This is a genomic window from Pseudomonas mandelii, assembly GCF_002251635.1.
Lineage (GTDB): Bacteria > Pseudomonadota > Gammaproteobacteria > Pseudomonadales > Pseudomonadaceae > Aquipseudomonas > Aquipseudomonas mandelii_B.
Window position 1 is genome coordinate 1 of the sequence record NZ_NMOJ01000070.1, and the last position, 17,480, is coordinate 17,480.

The 17,480-nt window shown below is 58.1% G+C and carries 13 protein-coding genes, 1 tRNA gene and 1 pseudogene; all 15 read left to right on the forward strand.

The features are described 5' to 3' along the window. Positions 1 to 12: 12 nt before the first annotated feature. Positions 13 to 828, forward strand: coding sequence for an ABC transporter permease (locus B7L09_RS10000; protein ID WP_064451296.1), 816 nt, complete (start codon positions 13 to 15; stop codon positions 826 to 828). Further along, positions 825 to 1,613 (forward strand): ABC transporter ATP-binding protein, encoded by a 789-nt coding sequence (locus tag B7L09_RS10005; protein WP_094468693.1) that lies wholly within the window; start codon positions 825 to 827, stop codon positions 1,611 to 1,613. Before B7L09_RS10000 ends, B7L09_RS10005 begins: the two co-directional genes overlap by 4 nt. A 12-nt stretch (positions 1,614 to 1,625) precedes the next feature. Continuing rightward, positions 1,626 to 2,351, forward strand: a complete 726-nt coding sequence (locus tag B7L09_RS10010) for an urea amidolyase associated protein UAAP1 (protein ID WP_094468694.1) — start codon at positions 1,626 to 1,628, stop codon at positions 2,349 to 2,351. An 11-nt stretch (positions 2,352 to 2,362) separates the two neighbouring features. Then, positions 2,363 to 3,004 carry an urea amidolyase associated protein UAAP2 gene (locus B7L09_RS10015; protein WP_094468695.1) on the forward strand — a complete coding sequence of 214 codons (642 nt, stop codon included), beginning with the start codon at positions 2,363 to 2,365 and terminating at the stop codon, positions 3,002 to 3,004. Between the two features lie 280 nt (positions 3,005 to 3,284). After that, positions 3,285 to 6,914: an urea carboxylase gene (uca, locus tag B7L09_RS10020; RefSeq protein WP_094468696.1), complete on the forward strand. Its 3,630-nt coding sequence runs from the start codon at positions 3,285 to 3,287 to the stop codon at positions 6,912 to 6,914. 25 nt (positions 6,915 to 6,939) lie between these two features. Then, on the forward strand, positions 6,940 to 8,712 hold the full coding sequence (gene atzF / locus B7L09_RS10025) for an allophanate hydrolase (RefSeq protein WP_094468697.1): 1,773 nt from the start codon (positions 6,940 to 6,942) through the stop codon (positions 8,710 to 8,712). A gap of 206 nt (positions 8,713 to 8,918) precedes the next feature. Next, positions 8,919 to 10,406, forward strand: a complete 1,488-nt coding sequence (locus B7L09_RS10030) for a sensor domain-containing diguanylate cyclase (RefSeq protein WP_094468698.1) — start codon at positions 8,919 to 8,921, stop codon at positions 10,404 to 10,406. 6 nt (positions 10,407 to 10,412) lie between these two features. Then, positions 10,413 to 10,607: a cysteine-rich CWC family protein gene (locus B7L09_RS10035; protein ID WP_094468699.1), complete on the forward strand. Its 195-nt coding sequence runs from the start codon at positions 10,413 to 10,415 to the stop codon at positions 10,605 to 10,607. A gap of 57 nt (positions 10,608 to 10,664) precedes the next feature. Continuing rightward, positions 10,665 to 11,357: a pseudouridine synthase gene (locus B7L09_RS10040; RefSeq protein WP_094468700.1), complete on the forward strand. Its 693-nt coding sequence runs from the start codon at positions 10,665 to 10,667 to the stop codon at positions 11,355 to 11,357. A gap of 314 nt (positions 11,358 to 11,671) precedes the next feature. Beyond that, a complete protein-coding gene (locus B7L09_RS10045; RefSeq protein ID WP_094468701.1) occupies positions 11,672 to 12,556 on the forward strand; it encodes an alpha/beta fold hydrolase in 885 nt (294 codons plus the stop codon). Between the two features lie 181 nt (positions 12,557 to 12,737). Then, a tRNA-Gly gene (locus B7L09_RS10050) sits at positions 12,738 to 12,811 on the forward strand. A gap of 475 nt (positions 12,812 to 13,286) precedes the next feature. Continuing rightward, positions 13,287 to 14,476: pseudogene (locus tag B7L09_RS10055) on the forward strand (S-type pyocin domain-containing protein). 9 nt (positions 14,477 to 14,485) lie between these two features. After that, entirely contained in the window at positions 14,486 to 14,842 is a 357-nt protein-coding gene (locus tag B7L09_RS10060; RefSeq protein ID WP_010462328.1) for a DUF6572 domain-containing protein, read from the forward strand. Between the two features lie 428 nt (positions 14,843 to 15,270). Further along, positions 15,271 to 16,605: a hypothetical protein gene (locus B7L09_RS10065; RefSeq protein ID WP_010462330.1), complete on the forward strand. Its 1,335-nt coding sequence runs from the start codon at positions 15,271 to 15,273 to the stop codon at positions 16,603 to 16,605. 316 nt (positions 16,606 to 16,921) lie between these two features. Then, positions 16,922 to 17,449, forward strand: a complete 528-nt coding sequence (locus B7L09_RS10070; protein WP_010462332.1) for a hypothetical protein — start codon at positions 16,922 to 16,924, stop codon at positions 17,447 to 17,449. Positions 17,450 to 17,480: the final 31 nt, after the last annotated feature.

Genomic DNA, 17,480 nt, shown 5'->3' on the forward strand with positions numbered 1-17,480 from the left:
GGAGGACCGGCCATGCGCCTGATCAACCGTCACCCGGAACGCTCNAGTCGCCTGCTGTTGGTGATGCTGCCGTTCGCCCTGCTGCTGTTCGCCTACTTTTTGGGCTCGGCCGAGCGCCTGGCGGACAACCCCAACGACAAGCTGCTGCCCAGCGCCGTACAAATGGGCGACGCCATAAAGCGCCTGGCGTTCAGCGCCGACACCCGCACCGGTGAATACGTGCTGTGGCAAGACAGCGCGTCGAGCCTGCGCCGCCTGGCCATCGGCCTGGGTATCAGTGCCCTCGCCGGCCTGTGCCTGGGCATCGCCGCCGGAACGCTGCCGCTGTTTGGCGCGCCGTTGTCGCCGCTGCTCACGGTGCTGTCGATGGTGCCGCCGCTGGCGATCCTGCCGATTCTGTTCATCGTGTTCGGGTTGGGGGAATTGTCCAAGGTGATGCTGATCGTCATCGGCATCACACCGGCCCTGGCGCGCGATCTGGAACAGCGCGCCCGGGAAATTCCCGTCGAGTTGCTGGTCAAGGCGCAGACCCTCGGCGCCTCCACCTGGACTTTGATGCTGCGCGTGGTGCTCCCGCAATTGCTACCGCGCCTGCTGATCTCACTGCGGTTGATGCTCGGCTCGGCGTGGTTGTTCCTGATCGCCGCCGAAGCCATCGCTTCCACCGACGGTTTGGGCTACCGGATTTTCCTGGTGCGCCGCTACCTGGCGATGGACGTGATTTTGCCTTACGTGGTGTGGATCACCCTGCTCGCCTGGCTGATGGACTGGGGCCTCAAAACCCTGACCCGGCGTGCGTTTCCCTGGTATGAGGGGGCCCGCGCATGAGCTTCATCACCGTCAAAAACGTCTGGCAGCAATACGCCGATCAAGTGGTCCTCGAAGGCCTGAACCTGAACGTCAACGAAGGTGAATTCTGCACCTTGGTCGGTGCGTCGGGTTGCGGCAAGTCGACCTTCTTGCGCCTGTTGCTCGGCCAGGAACGCGCCAGTCGCGGCGAGATTCTGCTGGACGGTCAGGCGCTCGCCGCCGAGCCGGATGCGAGCCGTGGCGTGGTGTTCCAGCGCTACTCTGTGTTCCCGCATTTGACCGTGCTGGATAACGTCGCCCTCGGCCTTGAGCTGCCCCGCTCGCCGTTGCTGGGGCGGCTGTTCGGCAGCGCCAAACANNAAGCCCGCGAACAGGCCTCGGGGCTGCTGCACAAAGTCGGCCTCGGCCATTCGCTGGACAAATACCCGGCGCAGCTCTCCGGCGGCATGCAACAACGCCTGGCCATCGCCCAGGCCCTGATCATGAAACCCCGCGTGTTGCTGCTCGACGAACCGTTCGGCGCCCTCGATCCGGGCATCCGCAAAGACATGCACGCCTTGCTGCTGGAGCTGTGGCGCGAGACCCGGCTGACGGTGTTCATGGTCACCCACGACCTGAGTGAAGGCTTCAGCCTCGGCACGCGCTTGCTGGTGTTCGACAAGGTTCGCCTCGACCCCCACGCCCCCGGCGCCTATGGCGCGCGCATCACCTACGACATCCCTTTGAACAGCGACCGCCGCGTCAACCGCGCCGCCGTCGATGCCTTGCCGGCAGCGCTGGCGGGCACGCTTCGTATCGCTTAGAGGAATTTTGAAATGACTGATTCGACTCAACTGTTCCCGCCCTTCGCCGAAGAAATGCTTCCCGGCGGAGGCCATCGTTCCTTCGTGTTGAAACGCGGCCAATTGCTGCGCCTGACCGACCTGCGCGGCGGCGCCAACGTCAGCCTGACGCTGCTTAATGCCAACGAAAAAACTGAGCGCCTGAACCTGCCCGACAGCCTCAAGTGCCAACACACCGCCAAGCTCACCAGCGGCCACTGCCTGTACTCGGACATGGGCCGCGTGCTGGCCGCCATTACCGCCGACACCTGCGGCTGGAGTGACAGCATCGGCGGTGTGTTGTGTGCGTCCGAAGTGGCCGAGAAATACGGCCAGGGCCGCTATCAGGAGCTGCGCAACGGCTTCTTTCGCAACGGCACCGATAACCTGCTGGTGGAATTGGGCAAGTGGGGGCTGGGGCTGTCCGACCTGCTGATGACCCTCAACCTGTTCAGCCGCGTCAACGTCGATGAGGCCGGACGTTTCCACTTTGTCGAAGGCAACTCGAAGGCCGGCGACTACATCGAGTTGTACGCGCCGATGGACACACTGGTGGTACTCACCGCGCTGCAACATCCGATGGACCCGAAGCCGAACTACGCCCCACAGCCGCTGAAACTCAGCTGGATGAACGCCGACCCCAGTGTCGCCGAACACTGCCGCACCTCGCGCCCGGAAAACGAGCGCGGCTTTATCAACACCGACCGTTTGTTCGCCTGAGGATCGCTGCCATGTCACTCGCCATCGCAACCAAACACCAGCAGCCTGAAAACGCGGTGTACCGCGCCACCATCCCGGCCGGCGAGCCCTGGCTGATGGAGGTCAAGGCCGGCCAGACCTTGCGCATCCTCGACCTTGAAGGCAACCAGGCTGTCGACACCTTGTTCTACAGCGTCGCCAATCCGAAGGAGCGCTATGACGTGCAACGCACTTTGCGCCGGCAGAACAGCGTCTACCTGAGCACCGGCAGCGTGCTTTATTCCAACCTCGGCAAGCCGATGCTGACCCTCGTCGACGACACCTGCGGGCGCCACGACACCCTCGGTGGCGCCTGTGCCCAAGAGAGCAACACCGTGCGCTATGCCCTGGAAAAACGCTACATGCACAGCTGCCGCGATAACTACCTGCGCGCCTGCGCCCACGACGGTCGGCTGGGTAAAAGCGACATCGGNCCGAACATCAACTTCTTCATGAACGTACCGGTCACGGCGGATGGCGGGTTGACGTTTGAAGACGGGATTTCCGCCCCCGGCAAGTACGTCGACCTGCGCGCGGAAATGGATGTGATCGTGCTTATTTCCAACTGCCCGCAACTGAACAATCCGTGCAACGCCTACAACCCGACCCCTGCGGAGTTACTGGTATGGAACTGAAACTCAAGCGCCTGCGTAAATGGTTGTTCGCCTTGTGCCAGGCGCGTTCCGGGCAGTGCCTCAAACCTCAAAAACACCACTAAACCCTGTGGGAGCGGGCTTGCCCGCGATAGCGTTATGTCAGTCGACATCAATGTTGAAAGTGCCGGCCCCATCGCGGGCAAGCCCGCTCCCACAGGTTCGGTGGTGTTCTGAAGAGTTGTGATTTTGCCGTCGGGGACGACCCCGGCGCTCATCGAAAAACTGCGGGACGGCCCGCATCCCCTCCGGGGTCTATGCCATGTTCGAAAAAGTCCTGATTGCCAACCGTGGCGCCATCGCCTGCCGCATCCTGCGCACCTTGCGTGAGCTGCACGTCAAAGGCGTCGCCGTGTACGCCGAAGCCGATGCGGCCAGCCTGCATATCCAGCAGGCCGACGAAGCCTATAGCCTCGGTGAAGGCGCGGCGGCCAGTACCTACCTGGCGGTAGAAAAAATCCTCGCCACCGCCAAGGCCTGTGGGGCCAGGGCGATTCATCCCGGCTACGGCTTCCTCTCGGAAAACGCCGCCTTCGCCGAAGCCTGCGAAAACGCGGGTATCGCGTTTGTCGGGCCGACGCCTGAACAACTGCGCGTATTCGGTCTCAAACACACCGCGCGTGCCCTGGCCAAGCAACACGGCGTGCCGATGCTCGAAGGCACCGAACTGCTCGCAAGCCTCGACGCGGCGCTGATTGCCGGTGAACAGGTTGGCTACCCGGTGATGCTCAAAAGCACCGCGGGCGGTGGCGGCATCGGCATGCGCGTGTGCCGCAGCGCGACCGAGTTGAGCGAANCCTTCGAGGCAGTCAAACGCCTGGGGCAGAACAATTTCAGCGACGCCGGTGTGTTCATCGAGAAGTACATCGAGCACGCTCGCCATCTGGAAGTGCAGGTGTTCGGCGACGGCACTGGAGAGGTGATCGCCCTCGGCGTGCGCGACTGCTCCGTGCAACGGCGCAACCAGAAAGTCCTCGAAGAAACCCCCGCACCGAACCTGCCTGAAGGGATGGCTGATGAGTTGTGTGCGGCAGCGATCAAACTGGCGAAAGCGGTGAATTACCGCAGCGCCGGCACCGTGGAATTCGTCTTCGACAGCGAGGCTCAGCNCTTCTATTTCCTAGAAGTGAACACGCGCCTGCAGGTGGAACACGGCGTCACCGAGCAAGTGTGGGGCGTAGACCTGGTGCGCTGGATGGTGGAACTGGCGGCCGGTGATTTACCGCCATTGAGCGACTTGAGTCAGGGTTTGAAAGCCGACGGTCATGCGATTCAGGCGCGGCTGTATGCCGAAGATCCGGGTCGTGATTTCCAGCCGAGCCCAGGCTTGCTGACGGCCGTGAACTTCCCTGCCGCCGATGGCAAACACCTGCGCATCGACACCTGGGTCGAGGCCGGTTGCGAGATCCCGCCGTACTTCGATCCGATGATCGCCAAGGTCATCAGCTGGGCGCCGACCCGTGAAGAGGCCGCTGCCGACCTGCATCAGGCGCTGGGCGACAGTCTGCTNTACGGCGTGGAAACCAACCGCGACTACCTGCGGCAAATTCTGCTCGATGCGCCGTTCGCCAGCGGCCAGCCGTGGACCCGTTGCCTGGAAGGCCTGGTGTATCAGGCCAACACCTTTGAAGTGCTCAGCGCCGGTACTCAGACCAGCGTTCAGGACTATCCCGGCCGTCTAGGTTACTGGGCGGTGGGCGTGCCGCCGTCAGGGCCAATGGACAGTCGAGCGTTGCGGCTCGGTAATCTTCTGCTGGGTAATGACGAAGGCGCCGCCGCGCTGGAAATCACCATGAGCGGGCCGCTGCTGCGCTTCAATTGCGAGGCTGTGGTGGCCGTCACCGGGGCCGTCATTCCACTGACGTTGAACGGTGAAACCGTAGCGATGAACACCGCGTTGCTGATTCCAGCCGGTGCCACGTTAAGCCTCGGCACGATTGCCGGGGCCGGCGTTCGCAGCTATCTGAGCCTGCGCGGCGGGCTGCAAGTGCCGGACTACCTGGGCAGCAAAAGCACCTTCACCCTCGGACAGTTTGGTGGGCATGGTGGTCGTGCATTGCGGGCGGGTGATGTGTTGCATGTGCCTGCCTTGATCGACCGCAGCGTCGGTCAGCAACTGGACCACGTCACCGAGCTAACAGCCGTGCGGCAGATCCGGGTGATCTACGGACCTCACGGTGCCCCGGAGTATTTCACTGAGAACTACATCGGCACCTTCTTCGCCACCCAATGGGAAGTGCATTTCAACTCCAGCCGCACCGGCGTGCGGCTGATCGGGCCGAAGCCTGTTTGGGCGCGCACGGACGGCGGCGAAGCGGGGCTGCACCCGTCGAACATCCATGACAATCCCTACGCGATAGGGGCAGTGGATTTTACTGGCGACATGCCGGTAATCCTCGGGCCGGATGGGCCAAGCCTGGGCGGGTTTGTGTGCCCGGTGACGGTGATCGAGGCGGACCTTTGGCAGCTTGGGCAACTGAAGGCCGGCGACAAAGTCCAGTTCCTCCCGGTCGATCTAAAAACCGCCCGCAACCTCGCCCTGAAATGGAATACCCCTTGTAGGAGCCGGCTTGCTGGCGATGGGGCCCTGGCAGAAACCGCGTCAACTTCATCGCTAGCAAGCCAGCTCCTACAGGGGGTTGTGTCGCCGGTGGTGTTGGAGTTGGGTCAGGGAGACACGCGGCTGGTTGCGAGGTTGTCGGGGGATACTCACCTGCTGCTGGAAATCGGCGCGCCTGAACTCGATCTTGTTTTGCGCTTCCGCGCCCACGCCCTGATGCAAGCCCTGGAAAGCAAAACCCTGCATGGCGTCATCGACCTGACGCCGGGCATCCGCTCGCTGCAAGTGCACTACCAGCCCGAGCAACTGCCGCTGGCCGATCTGCTCGGCATTGTCGCCGGTGAATGGGACGCCGTGTGCGCCGCCAAAGACCTGCAAGTGCCCTCGCGCATCGTGCATTTGCCACTGTCGTGGGACGACCCGGCGTGCCAGCTGGCGATCGAAAAATACATGACCACCGTGCGCAAGGACGCGCCGTGGTGCCCGAGCAACCTGGAGTTCATCCGCCGCATCAACGACCTGCCGAACCTCGACGAAGTGCAGCGCACGGTGTTCGACGCCAGCTATCTGGTGATGGGCTTGGGCGACGTTTACCTCGGCGCACCGGTCGCCACCCCGCTCGATCCGCGCCATCGCCTGGTCACCACCAAGTACAACCCGGCCCGCACCTGGACCGCCGAAAACTCGGTGGGCATCGGCGGCGCTTACCTGTGCGTGTATGGCATGGAGGGCCCGGGCGGCTATCAGTTTGTCGGGCGCACGTTGCAGATGTGGAACCGCTACCGGGAAGTTGCAGCGTTTGACGGCAAACCGTGGCTGCTACGCTTTTTCGACCAGATCCGTTTCTACCCGGTGAGCGCCGAGGAACTGCTGCGCATCCGCCGGGACTTCCCGCTCGGGCGCTTCGAACTGAACATCGAACACAGCCAGTTGAACCTGGCGGATTACCAGGCCTTCCTGACGAAAGAGGCCGAGACCATCGCGGCGTTTCGCGATCAGCAAAAAAGCGCATTCAACGCCGAGCGCGAGCGCTGGATCGCCAGCGGCCAGGCGCATTTCGACAGCGAGGAACCTGCCCCCGAAGCCACCGAAGACGCACCGCTCGCCAGCAATGAAATGAGCGTCGACAGCCACATCGCCGGTAACCTCTGGCAGGTCCAGGTGGAGACCGGCAGCCGGGTCGCCGCCGGTGATGTGCTGGTGATTCTGGAGTCGATGAAGATGGAAATTCCGCTACTCGCGCCCATGGCCGGCGTGGTGCGCGAGGTCCGCGTACAACCGGGTTCGGCGGTGCGCGCCGGACAGCGCGTCGTGGTGCTGGAACTCGACTGAACCCATTTTGAAAAGGAATGACGCCATGAATATCAATCTGCAACTCGACGCCCTGCGCAGCGCCTATCGCGTCGGCAACATCACGCCCCGTCAATTGCTGCTGGGCCTGCGTGACAAAGCCGCAGCGCTGAACCCGGATTATCACCTGTTCATCCACTTGCTCAGTGACGAGGAACTGGAACCGTACCTCGCCGCGCTCGACGGTCGCGACCTCGACAGCCTGCCGCTGTTCGGCGTGCCGTTTGCGATCAAGGACAACATCGACCTGGCGGGCATTCCCACCACAGCGGCGTGCCCGGCCTTTGCCTATTTGCCGCAGCGTTCGGCGACCATCGTCGAGCAGTTGCTGGCGCTGGGCGCGATTCCGCTGGGCAAGACCAATCTTGATCAGTTCGCGACCGGGCTCAATGGCACCCGCTCGCCCTATGGCGCCTGCCCCAACAGTGTGTTGCCGGAGTATCCATCGGGCGGCTCCAGCGCGGGGTCGTCGCTGGCCGTCGCCCTGGGCGTGGCGAGTTTTTCATTGGGCACGGACACGGCAGGATCGGGACGGGTGCCGGCGGCGTTGAACAATCTGGTCGGATTGAAAGCCACCAAAGGGCTGATCTCCACGGCCGGTGTGGTGCCGGCCTGTCGCACGCTCGATTGCGTGACGACATTCACCGCGACGGCCCGGGAGGCCAGTCAGTTGCTGGCGCTGACCGCGCACCACGACCCGCGAGATGAATACAGCCGCAGCAACCCGCTGTGGAATGACGGCTCGGCGTTCGGTACGCCGCGTCCGTTCCGTTTCGGCGTACCGCGTGCGCAGGACCTGGAATTCTTCGGCTGCCCTGAAGGCCCGTTGTTGTTCGGTGATGCCATCGATCGGCTCAAGACGTTGGGCGGTACCGCTGTGGAACTGAATCTGTCGCCATTCCTCGAAGCGGCGCGTTTGCTCTATGAAGGCCCTTGGGTGGCAGAGCGCTACAGCGTGGCCGGCGAGTTGATGGAGCAGNATCCAGAAGCGGTGTTGCCGGTGATTCGTGCCGTGTTGGCCAAGGCGCCAGCGGTGAGCGGCGTCGACACCTTCCGCGCTCAATATCGACTGCAAGCGTTGAAAGCGCTGTGCGACAAGGCGCTGGAACATCTTGATTGTGTCGTTACGCCTACCATCGGCCGCCCCGTCACATCGGCGGAACTGGACGCCGAACCGGTGCTGCGCAATGCCGAACTGGGCTACTACACCAACTTCATGAACTTGCTCGACTACGCGGCCGTCGCCGTGCCCAGCGGCTTGATGGAAAACGGTTTGCCCTGGGGCGTGACGCTGTTTGGTCGGGCGTTTACCGATCAGTATTTGTTGGGGGTGGCGGATGCTTTGCAGCCCCGCTCGGCTGAGCCTGCACCGACGACTGTCGCTCGCCATGACCGCGCACGACTGGTGGTCTGTGGCGCGCATCTGGACGGGTTGGCGCTGAACTGGCAACTGAAGAAGCGCGGAGCCCATTTGGTCGAGACGACGCTTAGCTCGCCGGACTATCAACTGTATGCGTTGGCCGGTGGCCCACCGTTTCGTCCGGGGATGGTGCGGGTGAAGGACGGCGGCGTGGCGATTGCGGTGGAGGTGTGGGAGTTGCCGAGCAGTGAGTTGGGTTCGTTCCTGACCGGGATTCCGGCGCCGCTGGGGCTGGGCAAGGTGCAACTGGCGGATGGGCGCTGGGAGAGTGGGTTTATTTGTGAGGGGTACGGGTTGGAGGGGGCCGCCAATATCAGCCATTTGGGTGGATGGCGTGCGTATCTGAAAACCCTGCCTTAAGAGCGAAAACCTGTGGGAGCGAGCTTGCTCGCGATAGCGGACTGTCTTGCCTGTTAGACCGCCATCGCGAGCAAGCTCGCTCCCACAGGGTCCGGGTGCATCTTGCATGGCGTGAGTGGACAATCATTCGCGCTGCACATAGAGGAGTTATTTCCCGGCAGTGCCTTTAGAATGCCTGCCATCGGGTTACTGCCAACGGAATCGTCATGCCGCTTCACTCGCCGCTGTATTCGCAACGTTCGTTGGTCCTCACGCTTATCGCGTTGCTGGGCGCAGGCTTTCTCGCGACCTCTTTCCTGAGTTACTACGCTTCGCGAGCCTCCATCCGCGACAGCATCGTCAACACCGAACTGCCGCTGACCTCGGACACGGTCTACTCGGAAATCCAGAAGGACCTCGTCAGACCGATCCTGATTTCTTCGATGATGTCCCGCGACACCTTCATGCGTGACTGGGTGGTAAACGGCGAGCAAGACCCCGAAAAAATGACCCGCTACCTCAACGAGGTCATGACCCACTACGGCGCCTACACGGCATTTTTTGTCTCCAACACCAGCCTCACCTACTACCACGCCAAAGGCGTCCTCAAACAGGTCAAGTCCACGGAACCCCGCGATGCCTGGTATTTCCGCGTGCGCGACATGGCCGATCCCTACGAGATCAATGTCGACCCGGACCTTGCCAACAAGGACAACCTGACCTTCTTCATCAACTACAAGGTCTACGACTACAACAACCGCTTCATCGGCGCCGCCGGCGTTGGTCTGACGGTCGATGCGGTGATCAAGCTGATCGACAAATACCAGCAGCGTTACCAGCGCAGCGTGTACTTCGTCGACAACTTCGGCCGCCTGGTGCTGACCGGCGCCGAAGGCGGCCCGCAAGGCGCGCACATCGGTCAGAAGCTCGGCGAACTGGACAACATGAAGAGCCTGGTCAGCCAACTGCCGAAACCCCATAGCGGCAGCTACGAATATTCCGTCCAGGGCCAGGGCCATTTCCTCAACGTTCGGTTCATTCCCGAGCTGAACTGGTACCTGTTTGTCGACAAGCGCGAAGACAGCGCCCTCAGTGAAATCCGCCAGTCGCTGTACCTCAACCTGCTGATCTGCCTACTCGTCACGCTGATCGTGCTGGCCCTGCTCAACCGCGTGATCAAGCGCTACCAGGGCAAGATCCAGGCGCAAGCGACGCTCGACAGCCTGACCGAACTGCCGAATCGTCGTGGTTTCGACCTGTTGGCGGCGCAAGCCATGCTCGAAGCCGAGCGCGAGCCCAAGCCACTGACCGCGTTGTTGCTGGATCTGGACCACTTCAAGGTTTTGAACGACACCTACGGTCATCTGGCCGGCGATCAGGTGCTGATCGGCTTCGCGCGGGACCTGCAGAGTTGCCTGCGGCACTCCGACATCGTCTGCCGCTGGGGTGGTGAAGAGTTCATCGTATTGCTCAAGGACACCGACGGTGAGACCGGTCTGATGATCGCCGAGAAAATTCGTCAACATGTCGAACAGCAGCGTTATGCCTACGACGGCAAGGAACTGCAGCTGACCGTCAGCATCGGCCTCACCACCTTGCAGGTCGATGAAACCTTGCACACTCTGCTCTCCCGGGCCGATCATGCGATGTACCGGGCCAAACAGGCCGGCCGTAACCGAACTTGCGTGGAAATGCCTCACTCCCGTTATGAATAATCCTGCATGAACAAGCCTGACCAATGCCCCGCCTGCGGCGCCTCCAACGCCTGCACCCTGGCCGACCCGCGCACTGTCGATCAGGCGTGCTGGTGCTTTGGCGTGAGTATCGACCCGGCGGTGCTCGAAGCGCTGCCGGCCGAACTGCGCGACAAATCTTGCCTGTGCCCGCGTTGCGCCGAGGTCGAGGCACAGCTGTAAGCAACCGCCCGGCCGATCACGTAAGATACGCGGCCCTTTTCCGACTGATTCCCAGCCATGCGCGTTGACCGTTTCCTCAGCAACCTGCCGCGCTTCAACCGTAAGCAGGTGCGCCTGTTGCTGGTGGAAAAGCGCGTTCGGATCGACGGAAAAATCGTCAGCGACCCGCATGCCGAAGTGCTTGAGTTCAGCCGCGTCGAGGTCGCCGAGGAAGTCCTGCAAGTCGGCAAGCCCGCTCGCTACTTCATGCTGCACAAACCGCCCGGCTGCGTCAGCGCCACCCGCGACCCGGAGCACCCGACCGTGCTCGACCTGATCCATGAGCCGAACCGCGATGACCTGCACATCGCCGGTCGCCTGGATTTCAACACCACCGGGCTGATGCTGATCACCAACGACGGCCAGTGGTCACGGCGCCTGACCCAGCCGCAGACCAAACTGCCGAAGGTCTATTACGTCGAGACCGAGCAGGAGATTGGCCCGCAATACGCATTGAAGTTTGCCGAGGGCCTGTACTTCGCGTTCGAAGACCTCACCACGCAACCGGCCGAGCTGATCGTGCTCGGGCCGAAAGCGGCGCGGCTGAGCATCGTCGAGGGTCGGTATCACCAAGTGAAGCGGATGTTCGGCCACTTCGACAACAAAGTGTTGCGCCTGCACCGCGAAAGCATGGGTCCGCTGGTGCTCGATAACGCGCTAAAACCGGGCGAGTACCGAGCATTGCGCACCGAAGAGATCCATTTGATCTAAGCAGCCTACCGCTCAGCAGAAGTTGTCGAACAATTTACGAATGACACTTGCGCGAAGACGTGACCCCTGCTTGAATCAGGACGTCGGCCGAAATGTGACCGACGAGTCACAACATACTTCTAAGAAACTTTTTGCCGGTTAGAGAACCCTCAGGTTCCGCCTCAGACCGGCAGACTGCCCGCCAATAACAATACCCGTCGACCGGACTGCATTGGATCGACATGGGCCTCCAAATTCAAGGCGTATGCCTACCTGTCACAAAGCTCGTGCAGAGTGATCTGCGCGCACTACCCGCTTGCCAGGAGTCTTACGACATGAGGCCAGAAATCGCTGTGCTGGATATACAGGGTCAGTATCGGGTTTACACGGAGTTCTATCGCGCGGACGCCGCAGAGAAGACCATCATCCTGGTCAACGGCTCGATGGCCACGACTGCGTCGTTTGCACAAACTGTGAAAAACCTTCACCCGCAGTTCAATGTGGTTTGCTACGACCAGCCCTACGCGGGCAAGTCAAAAGCGCACAACCTGCATGAGAAGTTGCTGACCAAGGAAGTCGAAGGGCAGATCCTCCTGGAGCTGATCGACCACTTCGCCGCCGAACACGTGCTGTCGTTTTCCTGGGGCGGCGCCGCGACCCTGGTCGCCCTGGCCCAACAGCCACGGCGCATCGAAAAAGCCGTGATCAGCTCGTTCTCCCCGGAGATCAACGCGCACATGCTCGATTACCTCGAGCGCGGCATTGATTACCTCGGCAGTCGGGACCGCGACCGCGTCGGCCACCTGGTCAACAGCACCATCGGCAAACACCTGCCGTCGCTGTTCAAACGCTTCAACTACAAACACGTCAGTAGCCTGGCCGAGCACGAATATGGGCAGATGCACTTCCACATCAGCCACGTACTCAACAGCGATCGGCTGTGCTACCTCAAGGCTGCCGAGAAAATCAACGTTCCGGTGCTGTTCATGAACGGCGAATGGGACGAATACACCGCCGCCGATGGCGCCCGGTTGTTCGCCAACCACGTGCAAAACGCCACCTTCAGCACCCTTCAGGCCACCGGCCACTTTCTCGACATGGAACACAAATCTGCCTGCCGAGACAGCCGCGACGCACTGCTGGGCTTCCTGAAACCGGCGCAACACGCCAGCCGACCGCGTTACCATTACGTCCAGGACCACCATGCATTGGCCATCTGAAACAGTGTCATCGCGAGCAAGCTTCGCCCCGCAGCGTTAAACGCATTTCTGTAGGAGCGAGGCTTGCCCGCGAACGACCGTCATGCGGTCTGATGTCCTGTTTCACCTGCGCTAAACGCATCGCGCGCAAAGAAAAACTTCATTTCCACGCGCACATCTGGTACAAAGTCAGCCGCTCTGAGCGGGTGTCGTATAATGGCATTACTCCAGCTTCCCAAGCTGATAACGAGGGTTCGATTCCCTTCACCCGCTCCACTGTTTTCAAGGCATCTAGCCTACCCCGCCACTCCAAGGTGTCTGTTAAGGTGTCTGTTACCGTATTTACGCGACTGGCAACGAACAGAAACAGACACCTCCGTCATCTGCAGGCCACCGTCCACAACTGATCGAGCCTGACCCTATAGCTCTGACTCTTCATCCCGCACCGCACCCCACATTCAGTACAGGTCATGATCACCCCTTCGCCACTCCCCCTGCACGCATTGCACTAACTTGAACACTCATTTGCATGCATTGGCTCGCTGGTGAGATCCCTCGGCGCGGCCAATCGCCACCATTCAAAACCTGGCGTGAGAGCGGTTATCCTGCTCCCAGACATGACATGACAGGGAAAGGAAAGCGGAGCATGGCATTTAGGACTTGTCCTACAGCCTGCGCCAGTGCTTCCCGGTAACGTCATTCTGCCCCAGCTACAGGCTGGAATTCCCCAAGGATGAAAAGGAAGCTCAACGTGAGCGGATACGTACCAAACCCGCCGAAGGGCTACCGCAACAGCGGTATAGAACCTGTTGATATCCACGCCCAGCGTTGGGCGGAATACAAAGACCTTCCACCAAAGGAAAAGGCCAAACCCAACACCGTGGGTTGTGTGTTCGCAAAGAGCTGCGACCTTCCTGACGGTGTGATCGACCATAAGAAACCAGCCGGGTTTATCCCTGTCGAGAAAGTGGCCAACTACGGCGAATTCACCATTCTTGGTGGTCGTGAAACAGATGCAGACGGGAACATCCCCCTCAAAAAAATCAGTGGTAGTGCACTGGCAGTGCAATTGCTCAACGTCTCGGCGGATCACTGTCACTGGGTCTACTGGAAGGATCAGGCGTTGTGGCTGCTGGCTTTGTAACGGGCATCGTTGGAATGCTGATACCGAACACCAGCATTTCACCAGACAGCGCTTTCTACACGAACGACCAGTACGCAACGCTTGAAACTGGCCGCACCCGTGTGCGGGTCAACGTGAAGACATTGCCGGACGGCTCCATCAACGCTTACGGCTTCTACACGGGCGGTAAAGCGGAATGGGAAAATGTCCCTGTCATCAAGGGCGAGAAAGTCGGCGAGACGTATGTCGCTGACATCGGCAACGGGATTGGGCTCACTTGGACCCCAGCGGCAAGTCCTGACGGTGTGCTGGGTATTCCTGCCCTGGAAGGCGCCCCACAATTGCCCCCCGTGTGGGTGTATCCGCCAACAGCACAATCTGACACGGTGCTGGCGAATCCTGCGCATCCCCCTGAGTTCCAAGATGCAATTATCTGGTTCCCTGACTCGGGCATTGAGCCAATCTACATTGTGCTCAGTACGCAGTTGGAGAAGAACAAGGAAAAGGGCAAAGCCTTTGAAGACTACAAGGAACGCGAGCTACGCGAAACAACGCCCGAAGTGGGCCGAGAAGTGACGGCCAAGACCAAAAGCGGAGTACGCACGAGGTTCGATATGCTAGGGCGGGATGCAGACGGCAACATTTCCTGCATCGAATGCAAGTCGTCGGATACAGCGCCACTGACTCGCAACCAAAAACTGGCGTATCCAGAGATCGAAGAAAGCGGTGCAGTCGTTGTAGGTAAAGGGAAACCTGGCTTTCCCGGGGGCACCGTAATCCCACCAACCAAAGTCGAAATAGTTCGACCAAAACCCTGAGGAGCAGACATGTCCATTACAAATCCGCAGGTTATTGATATCTGGGCCATCCCGACGTGGGAACCTGACAACGTGGTGTTGTATATCTCTGACCACCTTGAATGGGGCGGCAAAGCTGAGCAAGGCGAACACCTGCAGCTGCTGCAAGACAAGCTCAATACGTACGTTGCGTTCATCGAAAGCGGCGAGATCTATACCGAGATCCCCAATGCACTAGGGAAACATCCCATCATCCGCATCAACGGCTTGTATGAGCTGCCAGAGCAAGGCGAGTTCTTCATTGACCGCGCTGCAGAGGTGCTAAAGGAAGTGGGTATTGGACTAGAGTTTGTGCTCGACGAGAACGATGCGATACGCAATATGTGACCGAGGTAATACTTGCCAGTACCTCGCCCCGGTATCTTGATGCTACAGAAGCTGGGGCCGCTCTCTGTCTTCATGCGCGGGCCGCATTTGATGGATCGTCCCCGTCCGACAGAGCTAGATATGGTCAAACCAAAGGTTTCGTGTAGTGACCGGCAAGCCTGACGACTTCCAATATGACCTTAATTGAAAGACCACTTTTGACCAGGAGAGCACATTAGACTGTGCGAATGAAAGCAAGACTGGCTCAGGGTCGTCAGTTATGATCCCGTAGTGGCGCCCACACCGCCAATTCAGCTACCTAACAGGTGATGCAAGGCATTCTCTACGCCCATCAGGAAGTGCGCATCCCCGTTCGCTTGGAGAGTATCGGTTTGGAGTGTGGATAGAGATTCAACAGCACAGCCTGTAATTCATTAGGATGGGTAATCATGAGCCAAAAAAACTCAACTTTCCGCGGCGCCCACCCGACTTGGGCAAATGCTTGTGTGGGCGATAATGGAAGCCCTAGCTACGTCGAGTACTCCAAAGGCTTTTCAAAAGCAGCCAACATGCTGATTGCCGCCGTACTTAAAGACCGCTCTTTACACTTAACAACCGACGTCTTTGTCTACCCTATATGCTTCAACATGCGACACTCTGTTGAGCTACGCCTCAAAGGAGCCATATCAGCTCTTCAGATTTTAGCAAGGCTCAAAAACAGGGAAATCAAGTTCGATTTTTCTGGATCACATGACATTTACAAGATTTGGCAGTTTTTTTTAACAGAATCCGAAAAGCTCGACAACCGCTTCAAAACAATCAATATCCATATAGAGCCAACGATACTCGATATAGCTGAAGTAGATCCTTCAGGGCAAACATTCCGATACCCAATTAGCACACAGTCAACAAAACACCTAACTGAAGTATCCTTGATTAATTTCGTAGTGCTGTATAAAAAATTCCGCGACCTTGAAGCAAAGCTAGACGAATTATTGAGACTCTATGAATGGTTGCAGGATGAATACAGTCAAGGACTATTCAACATATTGCAACGAAATGAGATTTTTTATCTAGCGATGGAGCTCCCTCGCAGAGAGACTTGGAACAATGAAGCCTTTACCAAAACGAAAAACCATTTAAAAATAAAATATCACACCTCAAGTACTGGGCTTTCAAAAATCCTTAATTTAATTCAGAATCATTATACTCTTGCCCCACACATCGGCATTTGCAAACCGCTTGCCGGAATCACTCCCACCCAGCTACTACACATCATCGACATTTGGATTGAATCCAACCAGGAGATAAAGACACCGCAAACCCAGCAGGACGAAGGCATTACTATTACCTTTGCTGAGTTGCTAAGCGAAACGATTAGCGATAATTCATCATGGTATGACTTAGAAAACATTGCCACACCCGAACTTACCGCCGGCCTACATGCATTATTTTACTTTGCTTATGACTACGCATTCACAGAGTACTATGAATCACTGTACTCCCGTTACGCATCCGAAATTAACGATCAAGCAAATATCGATCAAAATTCGATCCAACATGAATTCATGCATGTATTTGACAAGTCAAACTTTCTCCACCATATAATTCAGTCGCTATATGCTTTAGGCCATCACATCCTGGCCGAGCAAATTATTGCCCACCATAACATTGAACATGCCTTTCACTGGCTCAATGAAGCTCGGAGCGGCTCTTTATTCGCACTACCTGTCTTTGCTCAATATCCAAAAAACCCTACGGAGGAAGATAAATATATTCAGTAAAATCTTTAATCATTACGATGAAATTTTGAGGATTTGGATTCCATTGCGAAAAAGTCCCGGGGGCATGGGAATCTCTACGATTGATGCTCGGTAGCACTTTCACTCGATCTAGCTCCGGTGAGGCTGGAACCAGCGCCCCCCATAAAATGATCTGAACATGTTTCTTTGCTTCAAGGCGAGTCGACCGAGAACCTTGAATGGTTCATGACGGTCACGACTTGGGCAATATTCGTAACCAATGCGAGAACTTTACCATCCCTGTCGAAAAATAAATCAAAATGATATGATCGATTCTTTTCAAAAGGAATGAACACCGATGCGACCATCAGATTCGCTGCCAAAAATCCAAGCTTATACTTCTATCTTTTCCTCTATAGCTGTTCCCGTTTTGATAGCAACATTCGGATGGCTAATCCAAACACAAACTTCTGAAGAAGGCGTGAAGAAAGATTATGTCCAAATGGCCTTAACTATTCTGAACGCAGAAAAAGGCAAAGCGGATGATGACATGCGAAGTTGGGCCATTGCAGTACTAGATAAAAACTCACCAGTTCCGTTTTCTAAAGGACTCAAAGAAAACTTGAGCAAAGGAAACACCACATTTATTAACGTAGGCTATAAACTCCCTCCCGAAATATTCATGGAACCACCCAAAGAACTAATACCGTTGGACAGCAGCAAGCATCAAATCACAAACGGAGATCTTCTACTAAATATAGTTAATAATTACGGCATCTGCAATGAGAACTCTTTGAGACTTAGCGGCCTTCAAAAGCTACTAAAGGAGTACGATAAAATATATAACAAAAATATCGGAGAGAGGAATACCAGCAAAGGTAGTTGATACGCCTCTCCGACGCGAGGCGACTCTATAC

Excerpts from the sequence above, each read along its gene's own strand:
- B7L09_RS10010 (WP_094468694.1), top strand. The coding sequence starts at position 1,626 with ATGACTGATTCGACTCAACTGTTCCCGCCCTTCGCCGAAGAAATGCTT.
- B7L09_RS10030 (WP_094468698.1), top strand. The coding sequence starts at position 8,919 with ATGCCGCTTCACTCGCCGCTGTATTCGCAACGTTCGTTGGTCCTCACG.
- B7L09_RS10035 (WP_094468699.1), top strand. The coding sequence starts at position 10,413 with ATGAACAAGCCTGACCAATGCCCCGCCTGCGGCGCCTCCAACGCCTGC.
- B7L09_RS10040 (WP_094468700.1), top strand. The coding sequence starts at position 10,665 with ATGCGCGTTGACCGTTTCCTCAGCAACCTGCCGCGCTTCAACCGTAAG.
- B7L09_RS10045 (WP_094468701.1), top strand. The coding sequence starts at position 11,672 with ATGAGGCCAGAAATCGCTGTGCTGGATATACAGGGTCAGTATCGGGTT.
- B7L09_RS10060 (WP_010462328.1), top strand. The coding sequence starts at position 14,486 with ATGTCCATTACAAATCCGCAGGTTATTGATATCTGGGCCATCCCGACG.
- B7L09_RS10065 (WP_010462330.1), top strand. The coding sequence starts at position 15,271 with ATGAGCCAAAAAAACTCAACTTTCCGCGGCGCCCACCCGACTTGGGCA.
- B7L09_RS10070 (WP_010462332.1), top strand. The coding sequence starts at position 16,922 with ATGCGACCATCAGATTCGCTGCCAAAAATCCAAGCTTATACTTCTATC.